Raw genomic sequence first — 21,254 nt, 5'->3', positions numbered from 1 at the left:
GACGAGAAACCGGACGCGTCATCAAGCTTCGCATCACCAGGATGACCAAAAGGAATACAACAATGCAAGGCCTGACCCTTGAGGAGAGAGATATACCCCTTTACTCCGGCCTTTCAATGGGTGACACCTTCCTTCCTTTATCCCACCGCCCGGCCATGACGGCCGGCGTGTCCCTCTCAGCGCAGACCCCGTTTGAATGGGCCAAACCGGCCGTAGGGCGAACTGACGTCGTGCAATATGCATATAACCGTCACAAATATCTGGCTTTAATGCACATTGCCGAAACGGCAATGATGCGCATTGGATTTATCGAGCTGCTCCCAGATTATTAATCATACTGTTTGCACCGATAACAAAGCGCTCCGGTTTTCCCATTAAGTCGAGTCGGTGCGGCACCTAACGGAACGTGAAGGTTCTTCGCAGTATCTTCATCTGGCCGGCTCAAAGCTCAAATATATACGCAGATTTTGCCGGGTTGCGGCGGGCCGGATTGACGGCTTAAGAAAGATTTTCCGTTTGAGTGGGCTGGGTGGCGTAATTGCGGCACGTTTTATGCTTTTCAACGAGTTCAATCAGTAATTCCGGGGAAAGAAATGAATCACCATCAACTCGAAAAAGATATCGAACATCTTGAACATGTAATCTCGCATATCTCCGCTGAAGACCGTATTCCACTGTCCTATTGGCGCAACCGCATCGCTTTGGTGTCCGGGGCGGCAATGGTGCCGGCGCAGGCCAATCGCGTCAAACGGCTCGATGCAGCCCTATCGGCATTGGAGGGGCGGAAAAAAGCATGACCGTCCGCGGGAGTGGCGGATGACGTGTACCGTCTGATCAGGTAACGTTTTCTGTAAAAATAAGGGAACGTAACGCCTAAGGGGGTCAGGAGGAGCATGCAACCAGCAGGACTTTCAGCCACCCGGCTAACGGCGCTCACGAACGCCATGCAAGGCTATGTGGAGCGCGGCGAGGTGGCGGCCTTGTCTCGACGGCGCAGGACTATCTGCAGTTCGCGCAACTGTTGCTAGGGCGTGGACGCGTCGGTTCGACACGTTTGCTGTCGCATCGCTCGGTCGATTTGATGCGCTCGAATTTTCTAACCCGCGACCAGCGCCGCGTGCCGTCGAACCATTCCCAATGTCGGTCGATTTCGAACGCCGCGTGTACGATGCAATTGACGATTCAGTGCGTTGGCTACGGCGCACGGTTGTCATAAGCTTCGGGCAGTTGCGGGCCTCCCTGCGCGGGCTGCGCTACGCGGTCCGCACTATTCGGCGCTTTTTTCGTCTGATAGTGTCCGCCACGGGGACTTCCTCCGGGGCGTCCGCACTGCAGTTCGTGAAATCGATCGGAGTACCTGTCATGGCCTCGTACAAGCAGTTGACTGCCCAGCTCGAAAAGCTCCACAAGGAAGTCGCAGTGGCGCGCGAGAAGGAAATCGCGCAAGCGATCGCCGACATCAAGCAGAAGATCGTCGAATACGACCTGACAGCGGAAGAACTGGGTTTTACGAGCAAGCGTACGGCGGCACGCAAACCGGCTTCGGTAGCCAAGTACCGCAACCCGAAAACGGGCGAGACGTGGAGCGGCCGTGGCCGCTCGCCTGGCTGGCTTGCGGGCAAGAATCGCGAGCGCTTTCTGATCGAAGTCTGAAACCGTTTCGACTATGGCGCTTGCGCTCGTAACGCGCCGAATTTTTCTGAAGTGAAGTTGCGTCGGGTTTTTCTCGCACCGCTGAGAGGGTCCCGAAAACGCTCACCTTTCGCGTGAGCTTGCAACGCGCGCGGTGGATTTCTCCAAGCGCCTCGAGCCAGGGTTCGTTGTTTCGGTGAGCCTGGTTTTGTCGGATGACGCACCTTCTGGTGCGATCGCCTCAGCTGCTCCTCATCACTGCCCAACCTTCCTCGAGACCCGCGTCAGCCTTTGCTGGCGGGCGTTCCCAGGCTATACGAAGCATCGCCTAGGCAGCCGTTCGGTTCTCGCACGGTCCTTTCCGCGGACTTTGGCTGGCTGCTGATCCTCGCGCCGTCGGTGCGTGAGGGGCCTTCGGCGTCTTCACTTTTCGCCTCGATTCGAGGTTCGCAATCGCAACTCCCGAAAACGCTCACCTTTGCGTTCGTCCGAATGCGTAGTGCCATAAGCCGCCCACTCTACGACGCGATGCGCCACCTAATCGCCACTTAAGACGTCCGGGGGCAAACCCGGAGATGAGTTCGCCTCATACCCCGCATCAAAACTCATCGATACAGCGTCGCGAAGAGCGGACAGCACAATCGGTCATCCACTCAACCTCGACGGAAAGACCATGAGCGTATCGACGGACAAACAACTCTTCATTGGCGAAGGATTCGAAGGCCCCGGCGTCAACCTCGCGCACATCAACGTACTCGTCGGTCCGCGCAACGGGCCTGCGGGCCAAGCCTTCGCCACCGCATTAGCGACGCCTTCCACGGGGCATGCGCCGTTCGTCGTGATCGCCCGGCCAGGTGTGCCGACCAAGCCGCTCACGCTCTACGTGAACAAGGCGCAGATCGGCAGCGAGTTCCACGGCAACGCGACATGGGGCGCCTCGCAGGCCGGCATCGCCAAGGCGGTGGCCGAGTCGCTGGAGAACGGCACGCTGCCGCCCGAGGCGGAAAACGATTGGGTGGTGGTGTCGGCAAACTGGGTCAATCCGGGCACCGACGATCTCGACGCCGTCTTCGAGAACAACTACCGCGCGTGCAAGAACGCGATCCTCGCGGCGATGAAGGGCCTGCCGCATCGCGATGAAGTGTTTGCCGCCGCGCGCGACGTGTCCAACCCGTTCTACACCCCGAAACAACGTTAATCACGCGCAACGCGGTTCGCGCGCCGTGAGGGGCGTGCTGCCGCGTGCGCTACTGAATGCGATCAGGAAGGAGACAAGCACTATGGAATACATTCGCCTCGGCCACTCGGGCCTGAAGGTGTCGCGTCTGTGCCTCGGCACGATGAACATGGGCACGCCGCAATGGAAGCCGTGGATTTTCGACGAAGCGCAGAGCGAGCCGATCGTGCGCCACGCTCTCGAAGCGGGCGTCAATTTCATCGACCTCGCCGATTTCTATTCGACCGGTGTAGGTGAAGAAGTGGTGGGCCGCATTCTGAAACGCATCGCGCGCCGCGAGGAGATTGTCGTGACCACCAAGGTCGGCTACGACATGGGCACATATCAGAACGCCGGCGGCCATTCGCGCAAGCACATCATGGATGGTATCGACGCGTCGCTCACGCGCCTCGGTATGGACTACGTCGATATCTACATGCTGCATTTCTTCGACGTGAACACACCGGTCGAAGAAACGATGGGCGCGTTGAACGATATCGTGTGCGCGGGCAAGGCCCGCTACATCGGCGTATCGACGATGTACACGTGGCAGTTCGCGAAGATCATGCAGGTCTGCGAGCGCAACGGCTGGCACAAACCGATCAACATGCAGCTGCAACTCAACCTGGCCTATCGCGAGGAAGAGCGCGAAATGATTCCGTACTGCCAGGATCAGGGTGTCGGCGTGTCCGTGTTCAGTCCTTTGGCGCGTGGTTTGCTGACGTGCGATCCGAACTCGACGCGCAACCAGACCGATTTCTTCACCGCGCAAATGTATGGCGATACCGCGTCACGTGAGATTGCCGCGTCGGTGGCGCGCGTGGCGGCGTGGCGCGGGGTGTCGGCGGCGCAGATTGCGCAGGCGTGGGTGCTGAACCATGGCGGCGTCGCCAGCATGCTGGTCGGCGCGGATACACCGGCGCAATTCGATAGCGCGCTGGCCGCGCTCGGCACGAAGCTCTCAGCCGACGAACTGTTCGAGCTCGAACGCAATTACACGCCGTGCGATCTGATCAACGACTACACGGCGGGCAAACGGATCGCTCGTGAAGCGCGGCTTGCGCAGGGCGCGTTTGTCGAGAACCTGGAGAGGGCGGCATGAACGAGTTTCTTCGAACCGGACATTTCATTGGCGGCGAGTGGTACGAAAGCGCGAGCACGTATCCCGTTGTGAATCCTGCGACGGGCGAGGTCATTGCCCAGGTCGCGAAAGGCGGCGCTGCGGAAACGGCGCAAGCCGTTGCCGAGGCCGAGCGGGCCTTTCCTGTATGGCGAGCGATGACTGCGAAGGAACGCGGCGCACGCGTCAAGCGTTGGGGCGAACTGATGCTTGAACATCGCGACGCGCTCGCCGAACTGCTCTCGCGCGAGCAAGGCAAACCGCTCGCTGAAGCGCGTGGCGAAGTCGGCTATGCGGCGAGCTTCCTCGAATGGTTCGCGGAGGAAGCCAAGCGCAGTTATGGCGACGTGATCCCGAGCCCGAATCCGAACGCGAAGATCATCGTGACGCGCGAACCGGTCGGCGTGGTCGCGGCGATTACGCCGTGGAATTTCCCGCTCGCGATGATTACACGCAAAGCCGGCCCGGCGCTCGCGGCAGGCTGCACGATGGTGCTAAAGCCTTCCGAAGAAACGCCGTTGTCCGCCTTGGCTCTGGCGGTGCTGGCGGAGAAGGCCGGCATTCCACCCGGCGTGTTCAACATCGTCTCCGGTGATGCGGTCGCGATCGGCGGCGTGCTGACTGAATCGGAGGTGGTGCGCAAGCTGTCGTTCACCGGCTCGACGCGCGTCGGCAAACTGCTCGCGAAGCAGTCGGCGGATACGTTGAAGAAGCTGTCTTTGGAGCTTGGCGGCAACGCGCCGTTCATTGTGTTCGACGATGCAGATATCGACGCCGCCGTACAGGGTGCGATGGCTTCGAAATTCCGCAACACCGGGCAGACCTGCGTGTGCGTGAATCGCTTCTACGTGCAGGACGGCATCTACGATGCATTCACGCAGGCATTGACACAGGCCGTGCGGAAGATGCGAATCGGCAACGCGCTTCAAGGCGACGTTGAGCAAGGTCCGCTGATCAACCAGGCGGCGCTGAAGAAGGTGGAAGCGCACGTCGCCGACGCGTTGCAGAAAGGCGCGAAGGTTTTGACGGGCGGCAAACCGCACGCGCTCGGCGGCACGTTCTATGAGCCGACCGTGCTGATCGATGCATCGAAGTCGATGCTGATCGCCGCGGAAGAAACGTTCGGCCCGGTGGCAGCGTGCTTTCGCTTCAAGACGGAAGACGAAGCCATCGCGGCGGCCAACGACACGCCGTTCGGCCTCTCCGCCTATTTCTACACGCGTGATCTTGCCCGAGCATGGCGCGTTGCGGAAGCGCTGGAGAGCGGCATGGTCGGCATCAACGAAGGCATTCTGTCGACCGAAGTCGCGCCGTTCGGCGGCGTCAAGCAATCGGGCCTTGGCCGCGAAGGCTCGAAGTACGGCCTCGATGAATACACGGAGCTGAAGTACATGATGATGGGCGGGCTCGGACGCTGATCTTCGTCCACTCGTTCATTCCACGCGTTCGCTTGGCGGCTCGCATGTCGAGGCATGCCGCGAACAGCGAGGCGAATGATGAGATGAACAGCGAAGCGAATAACGAGCCGCAACTGCGCGGCATGACGCGGCACCGGCATCACGCCGGTGCTGCGCCAGCCGGGCACATACCTACAAGGAGACAGCGTGAGCACTCAGGATAGCCGGGCGGCCACTCTCGGCCTCGCCCCCACTTTGCCGTCCGCCGCAGCGGCGGCCGTGCGCGGCCCCATTCCTCTCGACGACGTTCCGTTGAACGCGTTCCACGTCAAGATCGCCGGGCTGACGTTCGGCGCCCACTTTACTGAAGGGTTTGCACTCGGCACGATCGGCTATGCGCTGGCGTCGCTGAATCGCCAGATGCCGCTCGACGCGTTCTGGATGGGCATGATCGGCAGTTCCGCGCTGATGGGCATCTTTGTCGGCAGCCTGGTGTTCGGCTGGCTGTCGGATCGCCTGGGACGACAGAAGATCTTTCTGCTGAGCTTTCTGATCATCACCGCGGCGGCGTTTGCGCAGTTTTATGTGAGTTCGCCGTTCGAGTTGTGTCTGCTGCGGGTGTTGATCGGCTTCGGCATGGGCGGCGATTTCGCGGTCGGCCACGCGATCCTTGCCGAATTTTCGCCACGCAAACATCGCGGCACCTTGCTCGGATCGTTTAGCGTGGTGTGGACTATCGGCTATGTAATGGCCAACGTGCTCGGCATGCAGTATGCCGACGCGTCGCCCGATGCATGGCGGTGGCTGCTTGCGTCGGCCGGCATTCCCGCGCTGATCGTGCTGATTTTGCGGATGGGCACGCCGGAATCGCCGCGTTGGTTGCATGGCAAGGGACGTGTCGCCGAAGCCAAAGCGATCGTGCTCAAACACTTCGGCCCCAACGTGACACTGAACGACGGCAACGATGAACACGTGCACATGCCTGGTGGCTTCATGCGTGGCGCGCCGTATGTTTCTGATCGGCTCGTTCGCAGTGACATGTATGTCGCTGATCGCGTTGAGCTTGCTGCCGGAGTCCGCAACGCTTGCGATGATCGTCGCGTTCGCGATCTTCACGCTGACGATGTCTGCGTTCTCGAATCTTGTCGGCGTGTTTCCGCCGGAGTGTTTTCCGACCGAGGTGCGTGCGTGCGGTGTCGGGCTGGCGATTGCGTGCAGTCGCCTTGGTTCGGCGGTCGGCACGTTTCTGTTGCCGCTCGGTATCCTTCACCTGGGTTTTCACTTGACGATGATGGTGCTGGCTGTTGTCCTGCTGATCGGCATGGTGGTGTCGATTGCATGGGCGCCTGAGACGAAGCATCTGACGTTGAACCAAGCCAGCGGCGCCTAGCAATTCGAGGCTTCTTCACGAGCCCGCAACATCTTCGATGATGTTGCGGGTTTTTTTGCGCCCAGCGTGGGCAGCACACGTCCCGAGGTCTCAACCATTTCAGCCGCTCGGCGCGGACCCGCGTGGGAGGTGGCGTGGGAGCGCGCGATCGGGTGTGATGACTTCGTATCCCCGGACCCAAGCGCAGGAAGAAAGCCGTGCTGCGTGTAAGGGTGCAAAAGGTTCCTGTCAGAGTGGTTCCTGGTGTTGCGTCAGAAATGGCTGATTCAAATAAGAATCGTCTTAGTTATTTCCATCATGCGAAACCCTAACATTGGATCGAGCCTGAACGTCAGGCCAAACTTTCGAAGAAGAGGCCGCTTTTCTCCGGTCTAGGACATTGGGCGGCTCAAAGGCAGGGGCGGTTCAAACGAACCACCGCACTCGCCGCTGACTTGACCATTTCTTAACTCACTGGAGCAGCAAACATGAAGTCAATTTTTCCCGCACTTGCGATCGCAGCGGGCGGTCTGTTGGGCTGTGCGTCGTTCGGCGCGTACGCGGCGGACGGCGCGATTAATGTCTCGGGTTCGTTGGTGGACACGACGTGCTCGATCAATGGCATTGCTGCCGGCACGCAGGCCAACCCATCGTTTTCTTTACCGCCGGCGACACTGGGCGCACTTAAGAGTGCGGGCGCGGTCGCAGGCCTAACTCCTGTGACGTTGCAACTGAGTAATTGCGGGGGGGTGGCAACCCGGGCAGTTGCTAGCTTCGACGCCGGTGCGTGGGTCACCGCCAACGGCACATTGATTAATCGGGAAGCCTCGAACATATTTGTCCAGCTGTTGAATGCAAAAATGCAGCCGATAAATGTCAAGACCAACGCGAACAACCAGATTGCCGATGGGGCGGCTATTACGGGCGGCACGGCCACGCTGCAGTACTACGCGCAATATTACTCAAATGGTTCCAATCTAGTCCCCGGCGCCGTAACTGTGACGACCCAATTCACGATGCAGTATCAGTAATAGAGGGTGATGGCGTAAGCGTCTGGGCGCGCACCGTGCGTTGCGGTGGTCCGAGCGTCGCGAAGGCGCGATCAAACGCCACGCCAAACCGAACGTCCCAACTAGGCAACGCTCAGTGGCGCTGACCACCCCAGCGCTTCGTCGATACAAAAAACCTGCAATGTCGGCAACGACATGCAGGTTTTATTTTAAAAGCCGGTTTCGTCATTGTCTGTTTTGAAACAAGGACATGGCAATACGCCCAGCCGTCGTTCCACGGGGGCCATCTCCGATTTACCGCCGCCTCTGCCCCTTCGGCCTACATCCCATCCGTTGTGCAGCTCAGGTGAGCTTGTTCTTAGGAATTTGTTCGCCACGACCTACGGTTTCGATGCCGAAATGTCTGAATTTGTCCGCGCTTGGCGTAGGTGAAGTCCTACAAAATTGAGAATTGTCCTAGCTACTTCAGTTTTAGCGAACCGTAATATCTAACTGTGCCTGAACGCTAGGCCAATGATTCGAAGAACAGACCGCCTTTCTTGGCGTAGGACATTGGGTCGATCAGGGGCAAACGGCGAGCCAAATTAACTATAACGCTCGCTACTGATTTGAATATTTCATAACTCACTGGAGCAGCAAACATGAAGTCAATCCTCCCCGTAATTGCGATCGCAACCGGCAGTCTGTTGGGCCTTGCGTCGTTCGGTGCCCATGCGGCAGACGGCACGATCACTATCACTGGCTCAATCGCGGACAGCACGTGCTCGATCAATGGCGTCGCAAGCGGCACTCAGGCCAACCTGACAGTCCCATTGCAGCCGGTGTCGTCGGGCTCGTTGTCGGCAGCGGGCGCAACGGCTGGCACATCGAACCAGAGCGACATGCAACTGAAACTGACGGGTTGCAGCGGCACAGCAACGAAGGCGATCGCCCGTTTTGAAAATGGCTCCACGGTCGACCAGACCAGCGGCAACCTTCTGAACAGCAATGGTACGGCGACGAACGTGCAGGTCCGTTTGCTGAACGCGCAAATGGCGCCTATCAACATTGTGACCAGCGCGAACAACGTGAGCGGTACAAACTCGGCCACGATTACGGGCGGTGCTGCGACTGTAGGTTATTTCGCACAGTACTACGCGACGGGCAAAGCGACTGCCGGCACGGTGAACACGACGGTTCAATACTCGATGCAATATCAGTAAGCGGCGCTTCAGGCGTTCGCTCAGGCGAGCGCCTTTTTTACGCGTTTTTTTCAAGATTATTTTTTAAAGGTGATTGTGATGAAACTGCTCGGAAAAATGACGTTGGGAATCGGTTTTGCCTGTGCGCTGCTCGCAGGCAGCGCACAGGCGAGCGTGACGATCGGCGGTACGCGGGTGGTGTACCCACTCGAGCAGCGCGAAGTCACGGTCAAGCTCGATAACGACAGCCGCGCCCCGGCGCTGGTGCAAGTTTGGTTGGACGATGGCAATCCGGATGCAAAGCCCGGCGAAGTCAAGGTGCCCTTTGTGATCACGCCGCCGATCTTTCGGATGGATCCGCAGAAAGCGCAAACACTGCGCATGATGTACAGCGGCGAAGCGTTGCCGCAAGATCGCGAATCGGTCTACTGGCTCAACGTTCTGGATATTCCGCCGAAGGCGACGGCTACGCCCGACGCCAACGTGTTGCAACTGGCCTATCGCACGCGCATCAAGGTGTTCGTGCGTCCGGCCAAATTGCCCGGCAAACCCGAAGACGCACCTGCACAACTGCGCTGGAAGATTGCAGCAGCGCCGGATGGCAAAGGCCAGGCAGTGAGCGTATCGAACCCGACGCCGTACTACGTGTCGTTTAGCGAAGTCGATGTCGAAAGCGGCGGCCATACCTTCAAGAACGAACAGGGTGGCATGGTTGCACCGCGCGCTTCGGTTGTCTTGCCGGTCGCGAAGTTGAATGCCGTTGCGGCAGGCGCAAAGGTTCACTACACCGCGATTAGCGATTACGGCGGCGCCATTAACGGCGACGCAGCGCTCGGCCAATAGACCGCAGCAGCTTGCCGGTCGGGCGGCAGCTTCCCGCCCATAGCTAACCCCTTTCTCGAACACGGCGTGCGTTGCCCAGGCAACGCACAGGGACGACGCACGCCTTTTTCCAGACATTGGAAGTCAGTCAGATCATGAAACACTCATCTCGTCATCCGTCGTACGCCTGCGCCAGTGAATTTTCTGGTCCGTTCGGCCTCAACCCCGTCGCTGCCGTCGTCATGTCGGTGTTCGCGGTGCTGGGTGGCGTCCAGTCGGTGAGCGTGCATGCTTCTGAAACCAGTGGCGCTGGCACCGCGGTCCAGTTCGATACAACGTTCTTGCGCACGGACCCGAAGCAGACCGTGGACGTTTCGCGTTTCTCGCGCGGCAACTCGGTGCAGCCGGGCGTGTATTCGGTCGAACTCTGGGTCAACGATCTTCGCGTGGCGCGCCAGGACGTGCGCTTCGTGGCGACGGCCGACGGGCAAAGCGCGCGCGCGTGCTTCAGCCACCAGATGCTAGAAACGCTCGGCGTCGATTTCGCGAAGGTTAGCGCGGCGACCGGCGCGAAGCTGCCGGTGCATGCGCCGGCCGATGCAACCGCAACCGCAACCGCAACCGCAACCGCAACCGCGTCCAAGGACGCGCAGGGTGCCGAGGGTGCAAGCGCCACCGCCGTCGCCAATGCTGACGAATGTGTAGACCTTGCTGCAACGGTGCCGGAAGCGACCGTCGACTTCGATTTTTCTGAACAGAAGCTCACGCTGAGTGTGCCGCAGAAATATATGCGTAACGCCGCGCGCGGTTACGTGCCGCCTGACATGTGGGAACAAGGCGTGAATGCAGGTTTCCTAAGTTACAACGCGAGTACCTATCACACGGCCGGCTCGGGCATGCAGTCGACGCAGAGCTATCTGGGTCTGAACGCCGGCGCGAACGTGGGCAGCTGGCATTTTCGCCATCAGTCGTCGATCACGTCGACGACTGGCCAAGGCACGCAGTTCGCTGACATCGCGACCTACGTACAGCACGACCTCACCGCGCTGAAATCGCAGGTGACGCTGGGTGACGGCAATACGACCGGCGACGTGTTCGACAGCGTGTCGTTCCGCGGCGCGCAGATCGCCACCGATGACCGCATGCTGCCGGAATCATTGCGCGGCTACGCACCGGTAGTGCGTGGCACGGCGGAGTCGAACGCGCGCGTGACGGTCAAGCAGAACAATCAGGTGATCTACGAAACCAGCGTGTCGCCGGGTCCGTTCGAAATCAACGACCTGTATGCGACCGGTTACGGCGGCAATCTCGATGTGACCGTCACCGAAGCCGATGGCCGCACCAAGACCTTTACCGTGCCGTACGCCGCGGTTGCGCAATCGCTGCGCCCGGGTACCACCCGCTTTTCGGTGACGGCGGGTCAGCTGCGTAACGACTCGCTCGAAACCAAGCCGAACTTCGCGCAGTTCACGCTGCAGCGAGGCATCACGAACATGGTGACGGCCTATGGCGGCGGCGTGGCCGCGAACGGCTATATGGCAGCCGACGTGGGCGCCGCGCTGAACACGAAATTCGGCGCATTTTCCGCCGACGTGACTGGGGCGCAGACGCAGGTGCCGGGGCAGAGCACGATGCGCGGCACGAGCTTGCGCATCGGCTACAGCAAGTTCATCGATCCGACCAATACGAACATCTCGGTGGCGGCGTACCGTTATTCGACGGCTGGCTTCATGAATCTGTCGGATGCGGCGTCTGTCCGCGATCTGGCAATGCACGGCGGCGATACGAATTCGGTTTATCGCCAACGCAACCGTTTCCAGTTGACGGTCAACCAGAACTTCAAGGATCACGGTACCGTGTTCCTGAGCGCGTCGTCACAGCAGTACTGGAATCACGACGGCAGCGATATGTTCTATCAGGCTGGCTACACGAATAGCTTCAAATACGGCACCTACAGCATTACTGCGGGCCGCACGCGCAACTCGGACGGCTCGATGTCGAACCAGTTCATGCTCAGCACGACGATTCCGTTGGGTCACAGCCAGCATGCGCCGATGATGTCGGCGAACCTGTCAAGCTCAGGTGGCAGTACCAACCTGCAAGCCAACGTGAGCGGCTCGCTGGGCGATGTCAATCAGTACTCGTACAACGCGTACGGCAGCTATGGCGCGGGGAGCGGCAGTAGTTCGTCCAACACGGGCGTAAGCGGTGCATGGCGCGCGCAGTACGCACAAATGACAGCGTCGGCGAGTGCGGGTTCGGGCTCGAGCCAGGTGTCGGCCGGTATCAGCGGATCGATCGTCGCGCATCCGGGTGGCGTGACGTTGTCGCAGACCGTCGGCGATACGTTTGGCATTATCGAAGCGCCTGGGGCAGAAGGCGCAAGCGTGTCGAGCGCGTCGGGTGTCAAAGTCAACAGCCACGGTTACGCGGTGGTGCCGTATCTGACGCCTTATGGCATGAACACGGTCGATATCGATCCGAAGGGCACGTCGACCGACGTCGAGTTTGAATCGACTTCGGAGCAGGCTGTGCCGCGGCTCGGTTCGGTTGTGATGCTGAAGTACAAGACGGTGAGCGGCCGTGCGGCGCTGGTTCGTGCGCCGCAGCTGGGTGACAAGGCGTTGCCGTTCGGCGTGGATGTGGTGGATGAGTCGGGCCGCACGGTGGGTGTGGTGGCTCAGGACAGCCGGATTTTTGCGCGAGGCCTGGAGGACAAAGGCTCGCTGTTCGTGAGGTGGGGCGCGGCGGCGGCTGAACAATGCCGGATTGATTATGTGTTACCGAAGCGGACGGGCAAGGCAGGGGCGGCTTATCAATCGTTTGAAGGGCATTGCGTGGGTGGTGGTCAAATGGATCCAGCAGATATCGCTGCGAGCGATGCAGCGTCCAGTCAATCGAAAAGGTGAAGCCATGCGTTCCAAGAAGTGTACAGGTGACCAGACTATGAAAACGTTATTCAAATTTTTTCGTGCCAAAGCATTCTTCGATAGATTGAGAAATTTGAAATATGTTACGTCGGCACGGGGAATCCTGATGGTCGTTGTTTGTGTGCTCTGCATGAGTACGTCAGTTTCGGCGAACGCAACGTGTTCATTCACGAGTGGAGGTTTTAATGTCAGCCCTTTCAAGGTCTTGGGGACAGAAACCTGGTAACCTGGCGACCTGTTCAACGGCAGGGGCCAGGTAGTGTTTGACGAGGTGATGAAGCATTTCGAGCAGCAGGCACCGGTGTGCGTGATGGCGCGCGCTGTGTTGCAAAGAGCGATTACGCCGCAATGGGTTGACGAGGTATTCGCCGAGCACCGGCAGAGGCAGTATCCACGGGAGTTGCTGTTCTCGACGGTGGTGGAACTGATGACGCTGGTATCGCTCGGGCTGAGCCCGTCGCTGTATGCGGCTGCGACGCGGGCCAGACAGTTGCCGGTGTCGCTGGCAGCGCTGTACGAGAAGGTCAATCGCACTGAGCCGGCGATTCTGCGTGCGCTGGTACAAGGTAGCGCACAACGTCTTGAGCCGGTGCTTGCCGCATGGCCGGGCACGCCCAGCCTGCCCGGCTGGCGTATGCGCGTGCTCGATGGCAATCATCTTGCGGCCAGCGAGAAGCGGCTGGCGGCATTGCGCGGGCAGCGAGGCGCCGCCTTGCCGGGACACGCCCTGGTGGTCTATGAACCGGATCTGGGACTGGTGACGGATCTGGTGGCCATCGAGGACGCGCATGCGCAGGAGCGTTCGGCCATGGCCCCGCTGATCGACTGCGCCGGGCCGGGGGAACTGTGGCTGGCGGACCGGAACTTCTGCACCAGCACTATCCTGCTGGGCTGGCATCAGGCGCAGGCCTGCTTCATCGTGCGCGAACACGGTAAAAACAGCCCGCCGCTTGAGGGCAGCGGCGCCTGGGTGGATGGCGCACGTGTCGAAACCGGTCGGGTGCGCGAGCAACGGCTTGATCTGAAGGCCGGCTTCGCCTGGCGGCGAATTGAACTGACGCTGGACAAGCCCACCGAGGCGGGCGACACCGTAATCCGGTTGTGGAGCAATCTGCCTGCCACCGTCGGCGCACATGAGATCGCCCGTCTGTACCGCAAGCGCTGGCGCATAGAAGGCATGTTCCAGCGGCTCGAGTCGGTCCTGCATAGCGAAATCCGCTCGCTCGGGCATCCGCGTGCCGCGTTACTGGGCTTTGCCGTGGCGATTCTGGCGTACAACGTGCTGTCCGTGCTCAAGCGCAGCGTCGAGATCGCACATACCCGAACTGATGAAGCGAACAGCGCGGCACCCGACGTATCGACGTATTACCTGGCACTGCAAATTCGCGGCCAGTATGAGGGCATGCTCATTGCGGTGCCACCTCAGCATTGGTCGCACTGGAGCGACGCGGCGCCCGAAGTGATGGCCGGCAAGCTACTCGAACTTGCCAGCCACGTCGATCCGTTTCAGGTACGCACCCGCAAGCGCGGGCCCAAGACGCGCCAATCCACTCCTTACGTTGAAGCCGCCACAGCGCGATCCCATCACAGCACCGCACGTTTGCTAAAGCGTGCCCGCGAAAAAGCATCCTGATCCGTGTCCCTATGTGCAAAGACCTTGAAAGGGCTGGGTTTTAATGTTGCAAACGTTGACTTTGGCAGCGTGACTGTGCCAGCAAACGTTGCGGTGGGGACCCTCATTAAGTCGACAGGCGTGTTTTACAACACTATCAACCCGGGACAGCAGTTTTGGTGTGGGGCCAGTGTGCCCACTACGTTGTCTTTCCAGATGTCGGGTACTGGCGCAGCCGGAGTGTACGCGACTAACATCCCGGGCATTGGCATTAAAATTCTGACGTTCGCGAACACGGGATACGGTATTCCATCGGGAACTATGCCTGTTGTATGGACTTGGAACACATCCGGTCCATACTACTTCCAAAATATGAGTTTCGCGATTCAGCTCGTGGTAACGGGTCCAGTTGACCTGAGCGCCACCACTGCACTCTCCTATAACGTTAATCCTTGGTTAGCCATTCAGCCTACGGATGGTAGTGCGGCCCCGCTTGCGGTGTCTGGTCTTGCAGTGACCGCGACGATAGTCCCGCGCACCTGCAGTGTCACGACCTCCGCTGTCGATGTCCCGTTGCCAACGGTGAATCCGGGCAACCTCAACACCGGATCGGCTGGAGCTAAGCAGTTCAATCTGGGCGTCAACTGCACCCAAGGGGTCACGGTCAAGGTGACGCTGACCGACGCATCGAACGTATCCAACGTGTCGACCACGCTGAGCCTGGCGCCAGGTTCGACCGCGACGGGTGTCGGATTGCAGATTCTCTTTGGATCGACGCCGATTGCCTTTGGCCCCGATTCAGCCGTTGCCGGCAACATGAATCAGTGGACGGCGGGCACCGCAGCGGGTGGTCCGATGAATATTCCGCTGACCGTCCAATACATTCGAACGGGCACGGTGAATCCCGGGACGGTGAAAGGCCTGGCGACTTTCACGATGTCGTATCAATAGCCTCGACAAGCATGATTCGTTTATCTGCAAACCCTTGAGCGGGCGATCTCCGCTCAAGGGCTACATCTGGCCCCCAAAGCTCGTTTTCATACGTCCGCCCCCATGACGTGTATCATTCGTTCCCTGCGCTGTTCTGTGCCGGCAATTCCCGTATTTTCAAACGCTCGTTCGTAACCTGGTTGCGGTGCGGCGGAGTTGCCATTGTGACGCGGGTCTCCGATCCAACTCCCGCAGCTCGACGCCGCCGCGCCAGACGTGGCAGACCCGAGGCCACAAGCTTCCGGACACCGCCCGAACCCCTATCCGTGACCGCCAGACCCGATGTCAGTCTCCGAACTCAAACGCCGCCGCACGTTCGCGGTCATTTCCCACCCGGACGCGGGCAAAACCACGCTCACTGAAAAGCTGCTGCTGTTCTCGGGCGCGATTCAGATCGCCGGTACCGTGAAGGGCCGCAAGAGCAATCGCTACGCGACCTCGGACTGGATGGAGATCGAGAAGCAGCGCGGCATTTCCGTCGCCAGTTCGGTCATGCAGTTCGAGTACGGCGACGCCGTCATCAACCTGCTCGACACCCCGGGCCACGAGGACTTCTCCGAAGATACCTACCGTGTGCTGACGGCGGTCGACGCCGCCGTGATGGTGATCGACGGCGCGAACGGTGTGGAAGCGCAAACGCTGAAGCTGCTCGAAGTCTGCCGCAGCCGCAAGACGCCGATCGTTACCTTCATCAATAAGCTCGACCGCGAAGTGCGCGAGCCGCTCGAACTGCTCGACGAAATCGAGCAGCATCTGGGTGTCGCGGCTGTGCCGTTCACCTGGCCGATCGGCATGGGCAAGGAATTCCAGGGCGTCTACGACATCCAGCACGATCAGGTGCGCTTGTTCCGCGCCGGGCAGGATAAGGCGGGCGGTGCGGTCGAAACGCTGCAAGCGCTCAGCGATGAAGAAGGCGAACGCCGCTTTGGCCATAGCTGGGTCAAGGCGAAAGAAGAGATCGACCTGATCACCGGTGCGTCGCCTGATTTCGATCGCGAGCAGTTCCTCGCGGGTCAGCAATCGCCGGTGCTGTTCGGCTCGGCGATCAATAACTTCGGCGTGAAGGAAATTCTCGACGCGCTGGTCGACCTGGCGCCGCCGCCGTCGATGCGCATGACCGTGCAACGTCCGGTGATGCCGGACGAGCCGAAGTTCACTGGCGTCGTGTTCAAGGTGCAGGCGAACATGGACCTGGCGCACCGCGACCGCGTGGCGTTCATTCGCGTATGTTCGGGGCATTTCGAACGCGGCATGGCCGTGAAGGTGACGCGCACGAACAAGACGTTCCGCGCGAATAACGTGGTGACGTTCCTGTCGCAGCGTCGTGAGACGGTCAGCGAAGCGTATCCGGGCGACATCATCGGTATCCCGAATCACGGCACGCTGAGTCTCGGCGATACGTTGACCGAAGGCGAGCTGTTGCAGTTCGTCGGCCTGCCATTCTTCGCGCCGGAAATTTTCCAGACGGTTGAAGTGGTGGATCCGATGCGCGCAAAGCAGCTCGGCGAAGCGCTGAAGCAGCTCGGAGAGGAAGGCGCGATTCAGGTGTTCCGTCCGGAAGTCGGCGGTCTGATTATTCTCGGTGCGGTGGGTCAACTGCAGTTCGAAGTGGTGTCGCACCGCTTGTCGACGGAATACAAGGTCGACGTGCGGATGGCGCCGGCGCGCTATAGGATGTCCCGTTGGGTCACCTGCGACGATGCCGCCGAATTGCGCCGTTTCACCGATTCGTATGCGGCGCGGATCGCGCTTGATGCGTCGGATGCGCCGACGTATCTGGCGTCGCATGTGTCGGAGATCGAAGTCGCGCAGAAGGCCTGGCCGAAGATCGTCTTTAACGAATTGCGCGAGCACTCGGGCGCGCCGTTCAAGAAGGCGATGTAAGCGCGGCGTTTGTGGCTTTCAAATAAAGTCTTCATTCTTGAAAAAGAGTTCTCATGCAACGGTCCGGCCCAGATCGGGCCGTCGTGAGTTCTTGTTGTCATCAGAACGAGGGCGGGAGCACTGCTCCGGCAAGTCAGACAGACGATTTGCCCCCCGGCCCTCGTTGCCGCAGGCCGCATGTGCCTGTTACGTCACTCACTTTCTTCTGATGCATCCCGGGCCACTTCCGTGTCGATGACGCCGGTGCTTCGTTCTTCACTTTCTTGCTGCACGTCCTCGTCCGCTTGCGCGTCGATGACACACGGGCTTACGCATGCACCGTCCGGGCCGTCAATTCAATGCCTAGCGCCTTCATCACCGCAAGCGTCGTTTTCAAGGTCGGATTACCCTGCTCACTGAACGAACGATAGAGCTGCTCGCGCGACAGTCCCGTTTGCTCCGCGATCTGCTTCATGCCTTTGGCGCGGGCCACCACGCCCAGCGCATGCGCGATGTAGGCCGCGTCGTTGGTTTGAAGCGCCTCGGCCATGAACACCGCCATGGCTTCTTCGCTGCCCAAGTCTTCAGCCGGATCATAGGTCGTCAAGGTTTTTGCCATGTCATTCTCTCCAATCGGAGGCTAGCCGTTTGGCCGCCTCAATGTCTTTGCTCTGTCCGCGCTTTGTGCCACCGCACAGCAGCACGATGATCGTATTGCCTCGCCGATGGAAGTAAATCCGATAGCCCGGTCCGTAGTGGATACGCAATTCGCTGATCCCTTGCCCGATCGGCTCCGCGTCTCCCGCGTGGCCGAAGGCCAGACGGTCCAGGCGCGACGCAATCAGCGCTCGTGCGCGCTCATCCTTGAGTCGGCTTCGCCATTTGCGAAACGTCTCTGTTTGCTTTAATTCGATCGCCATAAACTTGATTGTAGTCTATAAACTACACGGTGAACAGGCGCTCAAGCCCTCACTCGTCCGCTTTCACCTCGATCGCCGCTAACAGAGCAACCGCATTGGCCACTTCCGCGTCATCTTCATGCTCCGGTTCATGCATCACGCCATCGGCCCGCGCCGGATGCGTCACCGCGTGGATCCGTTTGAGCTTCTCCACCGACACCATCGTGTAGATCTGCGTACTCGGCAGCGACGCATGGCCCAGCATCGTCTGGATGAACCGCGTGTCCGCTCCGTTATCCAGCATGTGCGTGATCGCATATGTCGGAGATCGAAGTCGTGCAGAAGGCGTGGCCGAAGATCGTCTTTAACGAATTGCGCGAGCATTCGGGCGCGCCGTTCAAGAAGTCGATGTAAGCGTATGTATGTCGCGCGGACATGGGTGACCCGGTCCGTGTGAGTACTTTTGCCACAGCAGTCTTTCACTTTTGGCTACCCAGTTATCCGGTTGAGAGTGTGTTGCACGAAACTCTCGCCCCGCAGTTGCACATCACAACAGCTTGCGCAGCTCCGGCGTCGAGATGTCGTCAATGTGGCGAAACGCTGGTGCGGCTTTATCCATCTCCGCCGCGTGAGATCCTTTTTTCAGCTGGGTAGGGTAAAGCGGACGATTAGAAAATATGACAAGGCGCCCTGCGGCGCCTTGCTTGAGTTCTGGTCCTGCCTAGGGTGAATCGGTACACCCCCATATAGCCCTGCGGCGGCGCCCTTTGATGAACTAGTGTTGCACCACCGGCATCTCCTCTGCATCAGCGTCCAGGTTTGTCGCGCTTTCAGTCCGGGCTTGTTCTCGCTCTGCGGTCGTCGTAGAAGCTTGCCCCTTGATCTTTGCTGCTTCTGCAAGAAGACGCGCCGCACGGCTCGCGGTGATGCGGCTTTGAGGGATGCCCTTCGCATCGAGTGCGATCACCTGGTACAACTCACGGTCACACTCGAGCTCATGCTGATATTGCTCTGCTGTATCGACAAGCAATTCAAGCATGGTTTGCTGACGCCGTCTTTCGTCGATCGTAACGGCAGGATTCCTACACATTGAGGACGCAAGTGTTATCAATGTGTTGAGATGGCTCAACTGCCGGTCGCAAAGATTGAAGGCGGACAGCGCGAGCTTTTCGTACTGGAGCGCGTCGACAGGCGGACGTGAATCGGGTTGAGATTGTTTTGCGGACTTGCTCATGGTGCGACCTCCCTGGTACATCTCGGATCGCCCGACACTCGCATTTGGATGCGGGTGAGCGGGCACGTAGAAGGATTGGAAGACCGGGCTTGAAACAAACCGGCGAGCCTTGCGGCTCCCCCACTACGACCCGCCCATTGAAATATAGACGTGCAGACGTAGACGCACACCCGCCTGGGCGGGGGTGCGGTTTCAAGCACGGGCTTCCAAACCCGACCGTCGGGTGTTTCCCGACGGCTTGATGATTATAAATCAGGGCAGCGTGGCGACTGTCGCCTGTTCGGGCTAAATCGTCGACTTTGGCCATTCGGATAAGGCAGGCCGTCTCATCGACGACGTAGGGCGCCGCAATAAATGCGACATTGAAAGCAGCTAGTTTGAGGTCGGTGAAACTGGTTCGTTTCGCCTGATCGGGACGAATCCGACCTGCAGGCCGAAGAGCTTTGCAACGCTGTTGAGCGAGTCGACGGTCGGATTCCCGGTCCCGCGCTCGATGTCCTGGATGACCCGGCGGCTGACGCCTCGGTGCGCGGCGAATTCCGCCTGGGTCAGGCCCGTCATCTTGCGCATCGCTTTCATGGCCTCGGGAATGGTCATGTCGCCCTGGCTGACCCTTTCGTAGAAAGCGCGTCGCAGGGTGTTCTGCTCTTCACGGGTAGGTCGGTTCCGACGGGGCATGATGAGCCTCTGGTGGTCGAAGGGCCGGTGCAATCCATGAGGCAACTCCTTGTGCCTCATAAATGTAGCGCGATAAGGCGATCAATTGCTTATGTGCTTCTTATAAGTGCTTTTTTGGCCGAATCAGGGGCTGGATTGCGCCAGAACAGATCGTCGCCGCTACGGTAGTGGCTCCATCTTCAAAACCTCTTCCCGCATCCACCCGGCAAACGCTTGCACATATTCAAGCCCCACCTGCTGCTGCGGGATGTCGAGCCAATACCCGAACGGCCCAGTCACCTCGATCTCCGAGAACCGCGTCAAACTCCCATCAGCCAGTTCCTCGACGATCATGTTTCGATCGACCACCGCGAGCCCCGCGCCTTTACGCGCGGCGCGGATCGCCTGCTCCAGCGTAGAAAATTCGATGCCGTTTTCCGCGTAGCGTGCGGGCAGGCCCGCCTTCGCCAGCCAGTTCGGCCAAAGGTCCAGGCGGGCGTCGTTATGCAGCACGTGCAGCGCGGGCAAATGTTCGAGCAGCATGTCGAGTGATTCGCCGAGCAGACGGGGGGCGCCGACCAGTACGTGGCGCTCGGTCATCAGCAATTCGGAATGTGTACTCGCCAGCGCGTCGCGACCGAAGCGGATGATGAAATGGCAGTCTTCCGTGGGCGATGTGCGAACCGATAGTTCGACATCGGGCAATTCGTCCCCCAGCGAACCGAGCCGCGGCGAGAACCACTGCGTCGCAAAGGTGGGCGGCACGGCGACGACGAGGCGCCGCCGGCCTTTGGCCGCGTTGATCTGACGGAAGCCGCGCTCGATCGTGTCGAACGCTTCGGAGAGGCAGGGGAGGAATTGCAGGCCTGCCTGCGTTAAGCGAATGCCTTTGTGATCGCGCTCGAACAGCTTCGCGCCGAGCGATTCCTCGAGCAGCTTGATTTGCCGACTCACCGCGCCTTGCGTCACGCATAGCGCAGTGGCGGCGCGATTGAAGCTCATATGGCGGGCGGTTTCTTCAAAGAAGCGCAACGCGATCAGCGATGGCAAGCGCCGCATAAATCACCTTCTGTCTCTTTGTTCATCCGGCGCAGGCGCGACTGTTGTCGGGCTAGCTTCGCCGCGGAAATAGGTTGGTGCCGCGCGTTGCCTCCGACGCGTTCCGCAGGCCGTCAATCAGCCCGCGAATTTCAAAAGGCAAACGTGCCGTTCGGCATCCCCAGGATTGTCGCATTCGGGCTCGATATTTTCCTGAACGAGGCAAAAAATTACAATTGGCGCCTGTCCGAATCAAGCGGAAGGTCGCGCACGCCACGCCGCGG

General features: G+C 59.8%; 19 protein-coding genes and 2 pseudogenes. 15 read left to right on the top strand and 6 right to left on the bottom strand.

The features are described from left to right. The 15 genes and pseudogenes from GNZ13_RS01735 to GNZ13_RS01670 all read left to right on the top strand — a co-directional run. Nucleotides 1-332 (top strand): hypothetical protein (locus GNZ13_RS01735; protein WP_216674672.1); only part of this gene is annotated, 332 nt, incomplete at its 5' end. A 261-nt stretch (nt 333-593) separates the two neighbouring features. Then, entirely contained in the window at nt 594-797 is a 204-nt protein-coding gene (locus GNZ13_RS01730) for a hypothetical protein (protein ID WP_172159909.1), read from the top strand. Nucleotides 798-970: 173 nt separating this feature from the next. After that, a pseudogene (locus GNZ13_RS53745) lies at nt 971-1,126 on the top strand (serine hydrolase); the annotation flags it as partial. Between the two features lie 236 nt (nt 1,127-1,362). Next, nucleotides 1,363-1,653 carry an H-NS histone family protein gene (locus GNZ13_RS01725; protein ID WP_172159907.1) on the top strand — a complete coding sequence of 97 codons (291 nt, stop codon included), beginning with the start codon at nt 1,363-1,365 and terminating at the stop codon, nt 1,651-1,653. 652 nt (nt 1,654-2,305) lie between these two features. After that, complete coding sequence (fae, locus tag GNZ13_RS01720) at nt 2,306-2,830, top strand: formaldehyde-activating enzyme (protein WP_172159905.1); 525 nt, start codon at nt 2,306-2,308, stop codon at nt 2,828-2,830. Between the two features lie 82 nt (nt 2,831-2,912). Further along, nucleotides 2,913-3,950 carry an aldo/keto reductase gene (locus GNZ13_RS01715; RefSeq protein ID WP_172159903.1) on the top strand — a complete coding sequence of 346 codons (1,038 nt, stop codon included), beginning with the start codon at nt 2,913-2,915 and terminating at the stop codon, nt 3,948-3,950. Further along, entirely contained in the window at nt 3,947-5,386 is a 1,440-nt protein-coding gene (locus GNZ13_RS01710) for an NAD-dependent succinate-semialdehyde dehydrogenase (RefSeq protein ID WP_172159901.1), read from the top strand. The genes GNZ13_RS01715 and GNZ13_RS01710 overlap by 4 nt, the downstream gene beginning before the upstream one ends. Before the next feature lie 186 nt (nt 5,387-5,572). Then, a pseudogene (locus GNZ13_RS01705) lies at nt 5,573-6,755 on the top strand (MFS transporter). Nucleotides 6,756-7,222: 467 nt separating this feature from the next. Continuing rightward, a complete protein-coding gene (locus GNZ13_RS01700) occupies nt 7,223-7,765 on the top strand; it encodes a fimbrial protein (RefSeq protein ID WP_172159899.1) in 543 nt (180 codons plus the stop codon). Nucleotides 7,766-8,385: 620 nt separating this feature from the next. Beyond that, nucleotides 8,386-8,946, top strand: a complete 561-nt coding sequence (locus tag GNZ13_RS01695) for a fimbrial protein (RefSeq protein ID WP_172159897.1) — start codon at nt 8,386-8,388, stop codon at nt 8,944-8,946. A gap of 78 nt (nt 8,947-9,024) precedes the next feature. Beyond that, a complete protein-coding gene (locus GNZ13_RS01690) occupies nt 9,025-9,768 on the top strand; it encodes a fimbria/pilus periplasmic chaperone (RefSeq protein WP_172159895.1) in 744 nt (247 codons plus the stop codon). Between the two features lie 134 nt (nt 9,769-9,902). Next, on the top strand, nt 9,903-12,656 hold the full coding sequence (locus tag GNZ13_RS01685) for a fimbria/pilus outer membrane usher protein (protein WP_172159893.1): 2,754 nt from the start codon (nt 9,903-9,905) through the stop codon (nt 12,654-12,656). A 331-nt stretch (nt 12,657-12,987) separates the two neighbouring features. Then, entirely contained in the window at nt 12,988-14,310 is a 1,323-nt protein-coding gene (locus tag GNZ13_RS01680) for an IS4 family transposase (protein ID WP_172159923.1), read from the top strand. A gap of 24 nt (nt 14,311-14,334) precedes the next feature. Then, nucleotides 14,335-15,240 carry a fimbrial protein gene (locus GNZ13_RS01675; RefSeq protein WP_172159891.1) on the top strand — a complete coding sequence of 302 codons (906 nt, stop codon included), beginning with the start codon at nt 14,335-14,337 and terminating at the stop codon, nt 15,238-15,240. A gap of 321 nt (nt 15,241-15,561) precedes the next feature. Continuing rightward, nucleotides 15,562-17,163, top strand: coding sequence for a peptide chain release factor 3 (locus GNZ13_RS01670; RefSeq protein WP_074289095.1), 1,602 nt, complete (start codon nt 15,562-15,564; stop codon nt 17,161-17,163). A 307-nt stretch (nt 17,164-17,470) separates the two neighbouring features. Here GNZ13_RS01670 and GNZ13_RS01665 read toward each other — a convergent pair whose 3' ends face one another. The 6 genes from GNZ13_RS01665 to GNZ13_RS01640 form a co-directional block, all read right to left on the bottom strand. Then, nucleotides 17,471-17,761 carry an addiction module antidote protein gene (locus GNZ13_RS01665; protein WP_172159889.1) on the bottom strand — a complete coding sequence of 97 codons (291 nt, stop codon included), beginning with the start codon at nt 17,759-17,761 and terminating at the stop codon, nt 17,471-17,473. Between the two features lies 1 nt (nt 17,762). Next, nucleotides 17,763-18,062 carry a type II toxin-antitoxin system RelE/ParE family toxin gene (locus tag GNZ13_RS01660; RefSeq protein WP_172159887.1) on the bottom strand — a complete coding sequence of 100 codons (300 nt, stop codon included), beginning with the start codon at nt 18,060-18,062 and terminating at the stop codon, nt 17,763-17,765. Nucleotides 18,063-18,111: 49 nt separating this feature from the next. Next, nucleotides 18,112-18,345 carry a tyrosine-type recombinase/integrase gene (locus tag GNZ13_RS01655; RefSeq protein WP_172159885.1) on the bottom strand — a complete coding sequence of 78 codons (234 nt, stop codon included), beginning with the start codon at nt 18,343-18,345 and terminating at the stop codon, nt 18,112-18,114. Between the two features lie 471 nt (nt 18,346-18,816). Then, on the bottom strand, nt 18,817-19,275 hold the full coding sequence (locus tag GNZ13_RS01650) for a hypothetical protein (protein WP_172159883.1): 459 nt from the start codon (nt 19,273-19,275) through the stop codon (nt 18,817-18,819). A gap of 372 nt (nt 19,276-19,647) precedes the next feature. Further along, the gene (locus GNZ13_RS01645; protein WP_172159881.1) at nt 19,648-19,953 is read right to left on the bottom strand and encodes a helix-turn-helix domain-containing protein; all 306 of its coding nucleotides are present in this window, start codon (nt 19,951-19,953) and stop codon (nt 19,648-19,650) included. A gap of 159 nt (nt 19,954-20,112) precedes the next feature. Then, nucleotides 20,113-20,991, bottom strand: a complete 879-nt coding sequence (locus GNZ13_RS01640; protein WP_172159879.1) for a LysR substrate-binding domain-containing protein — start codon at nt 20,989-20,991, stop codon at nt 20,113-20,115. Between the last annotated feature and the right edge of the window lie 263 nt (nt 20,992-21,254).

This window comes from Paraburkholderia elongata (assembly GCF_013177735.1).
GTDB lineage: Bacteria > Pseudomonadota > Gammaproteobacteria > Burkholderiales > Burkholderiaceae > Paraburkholderia > Paraburkholderia elongata.
Note: the sequence above shows the minus strand (reverse complement) of the source record. Positions and strands in the feature narration are given on the sequence as shown.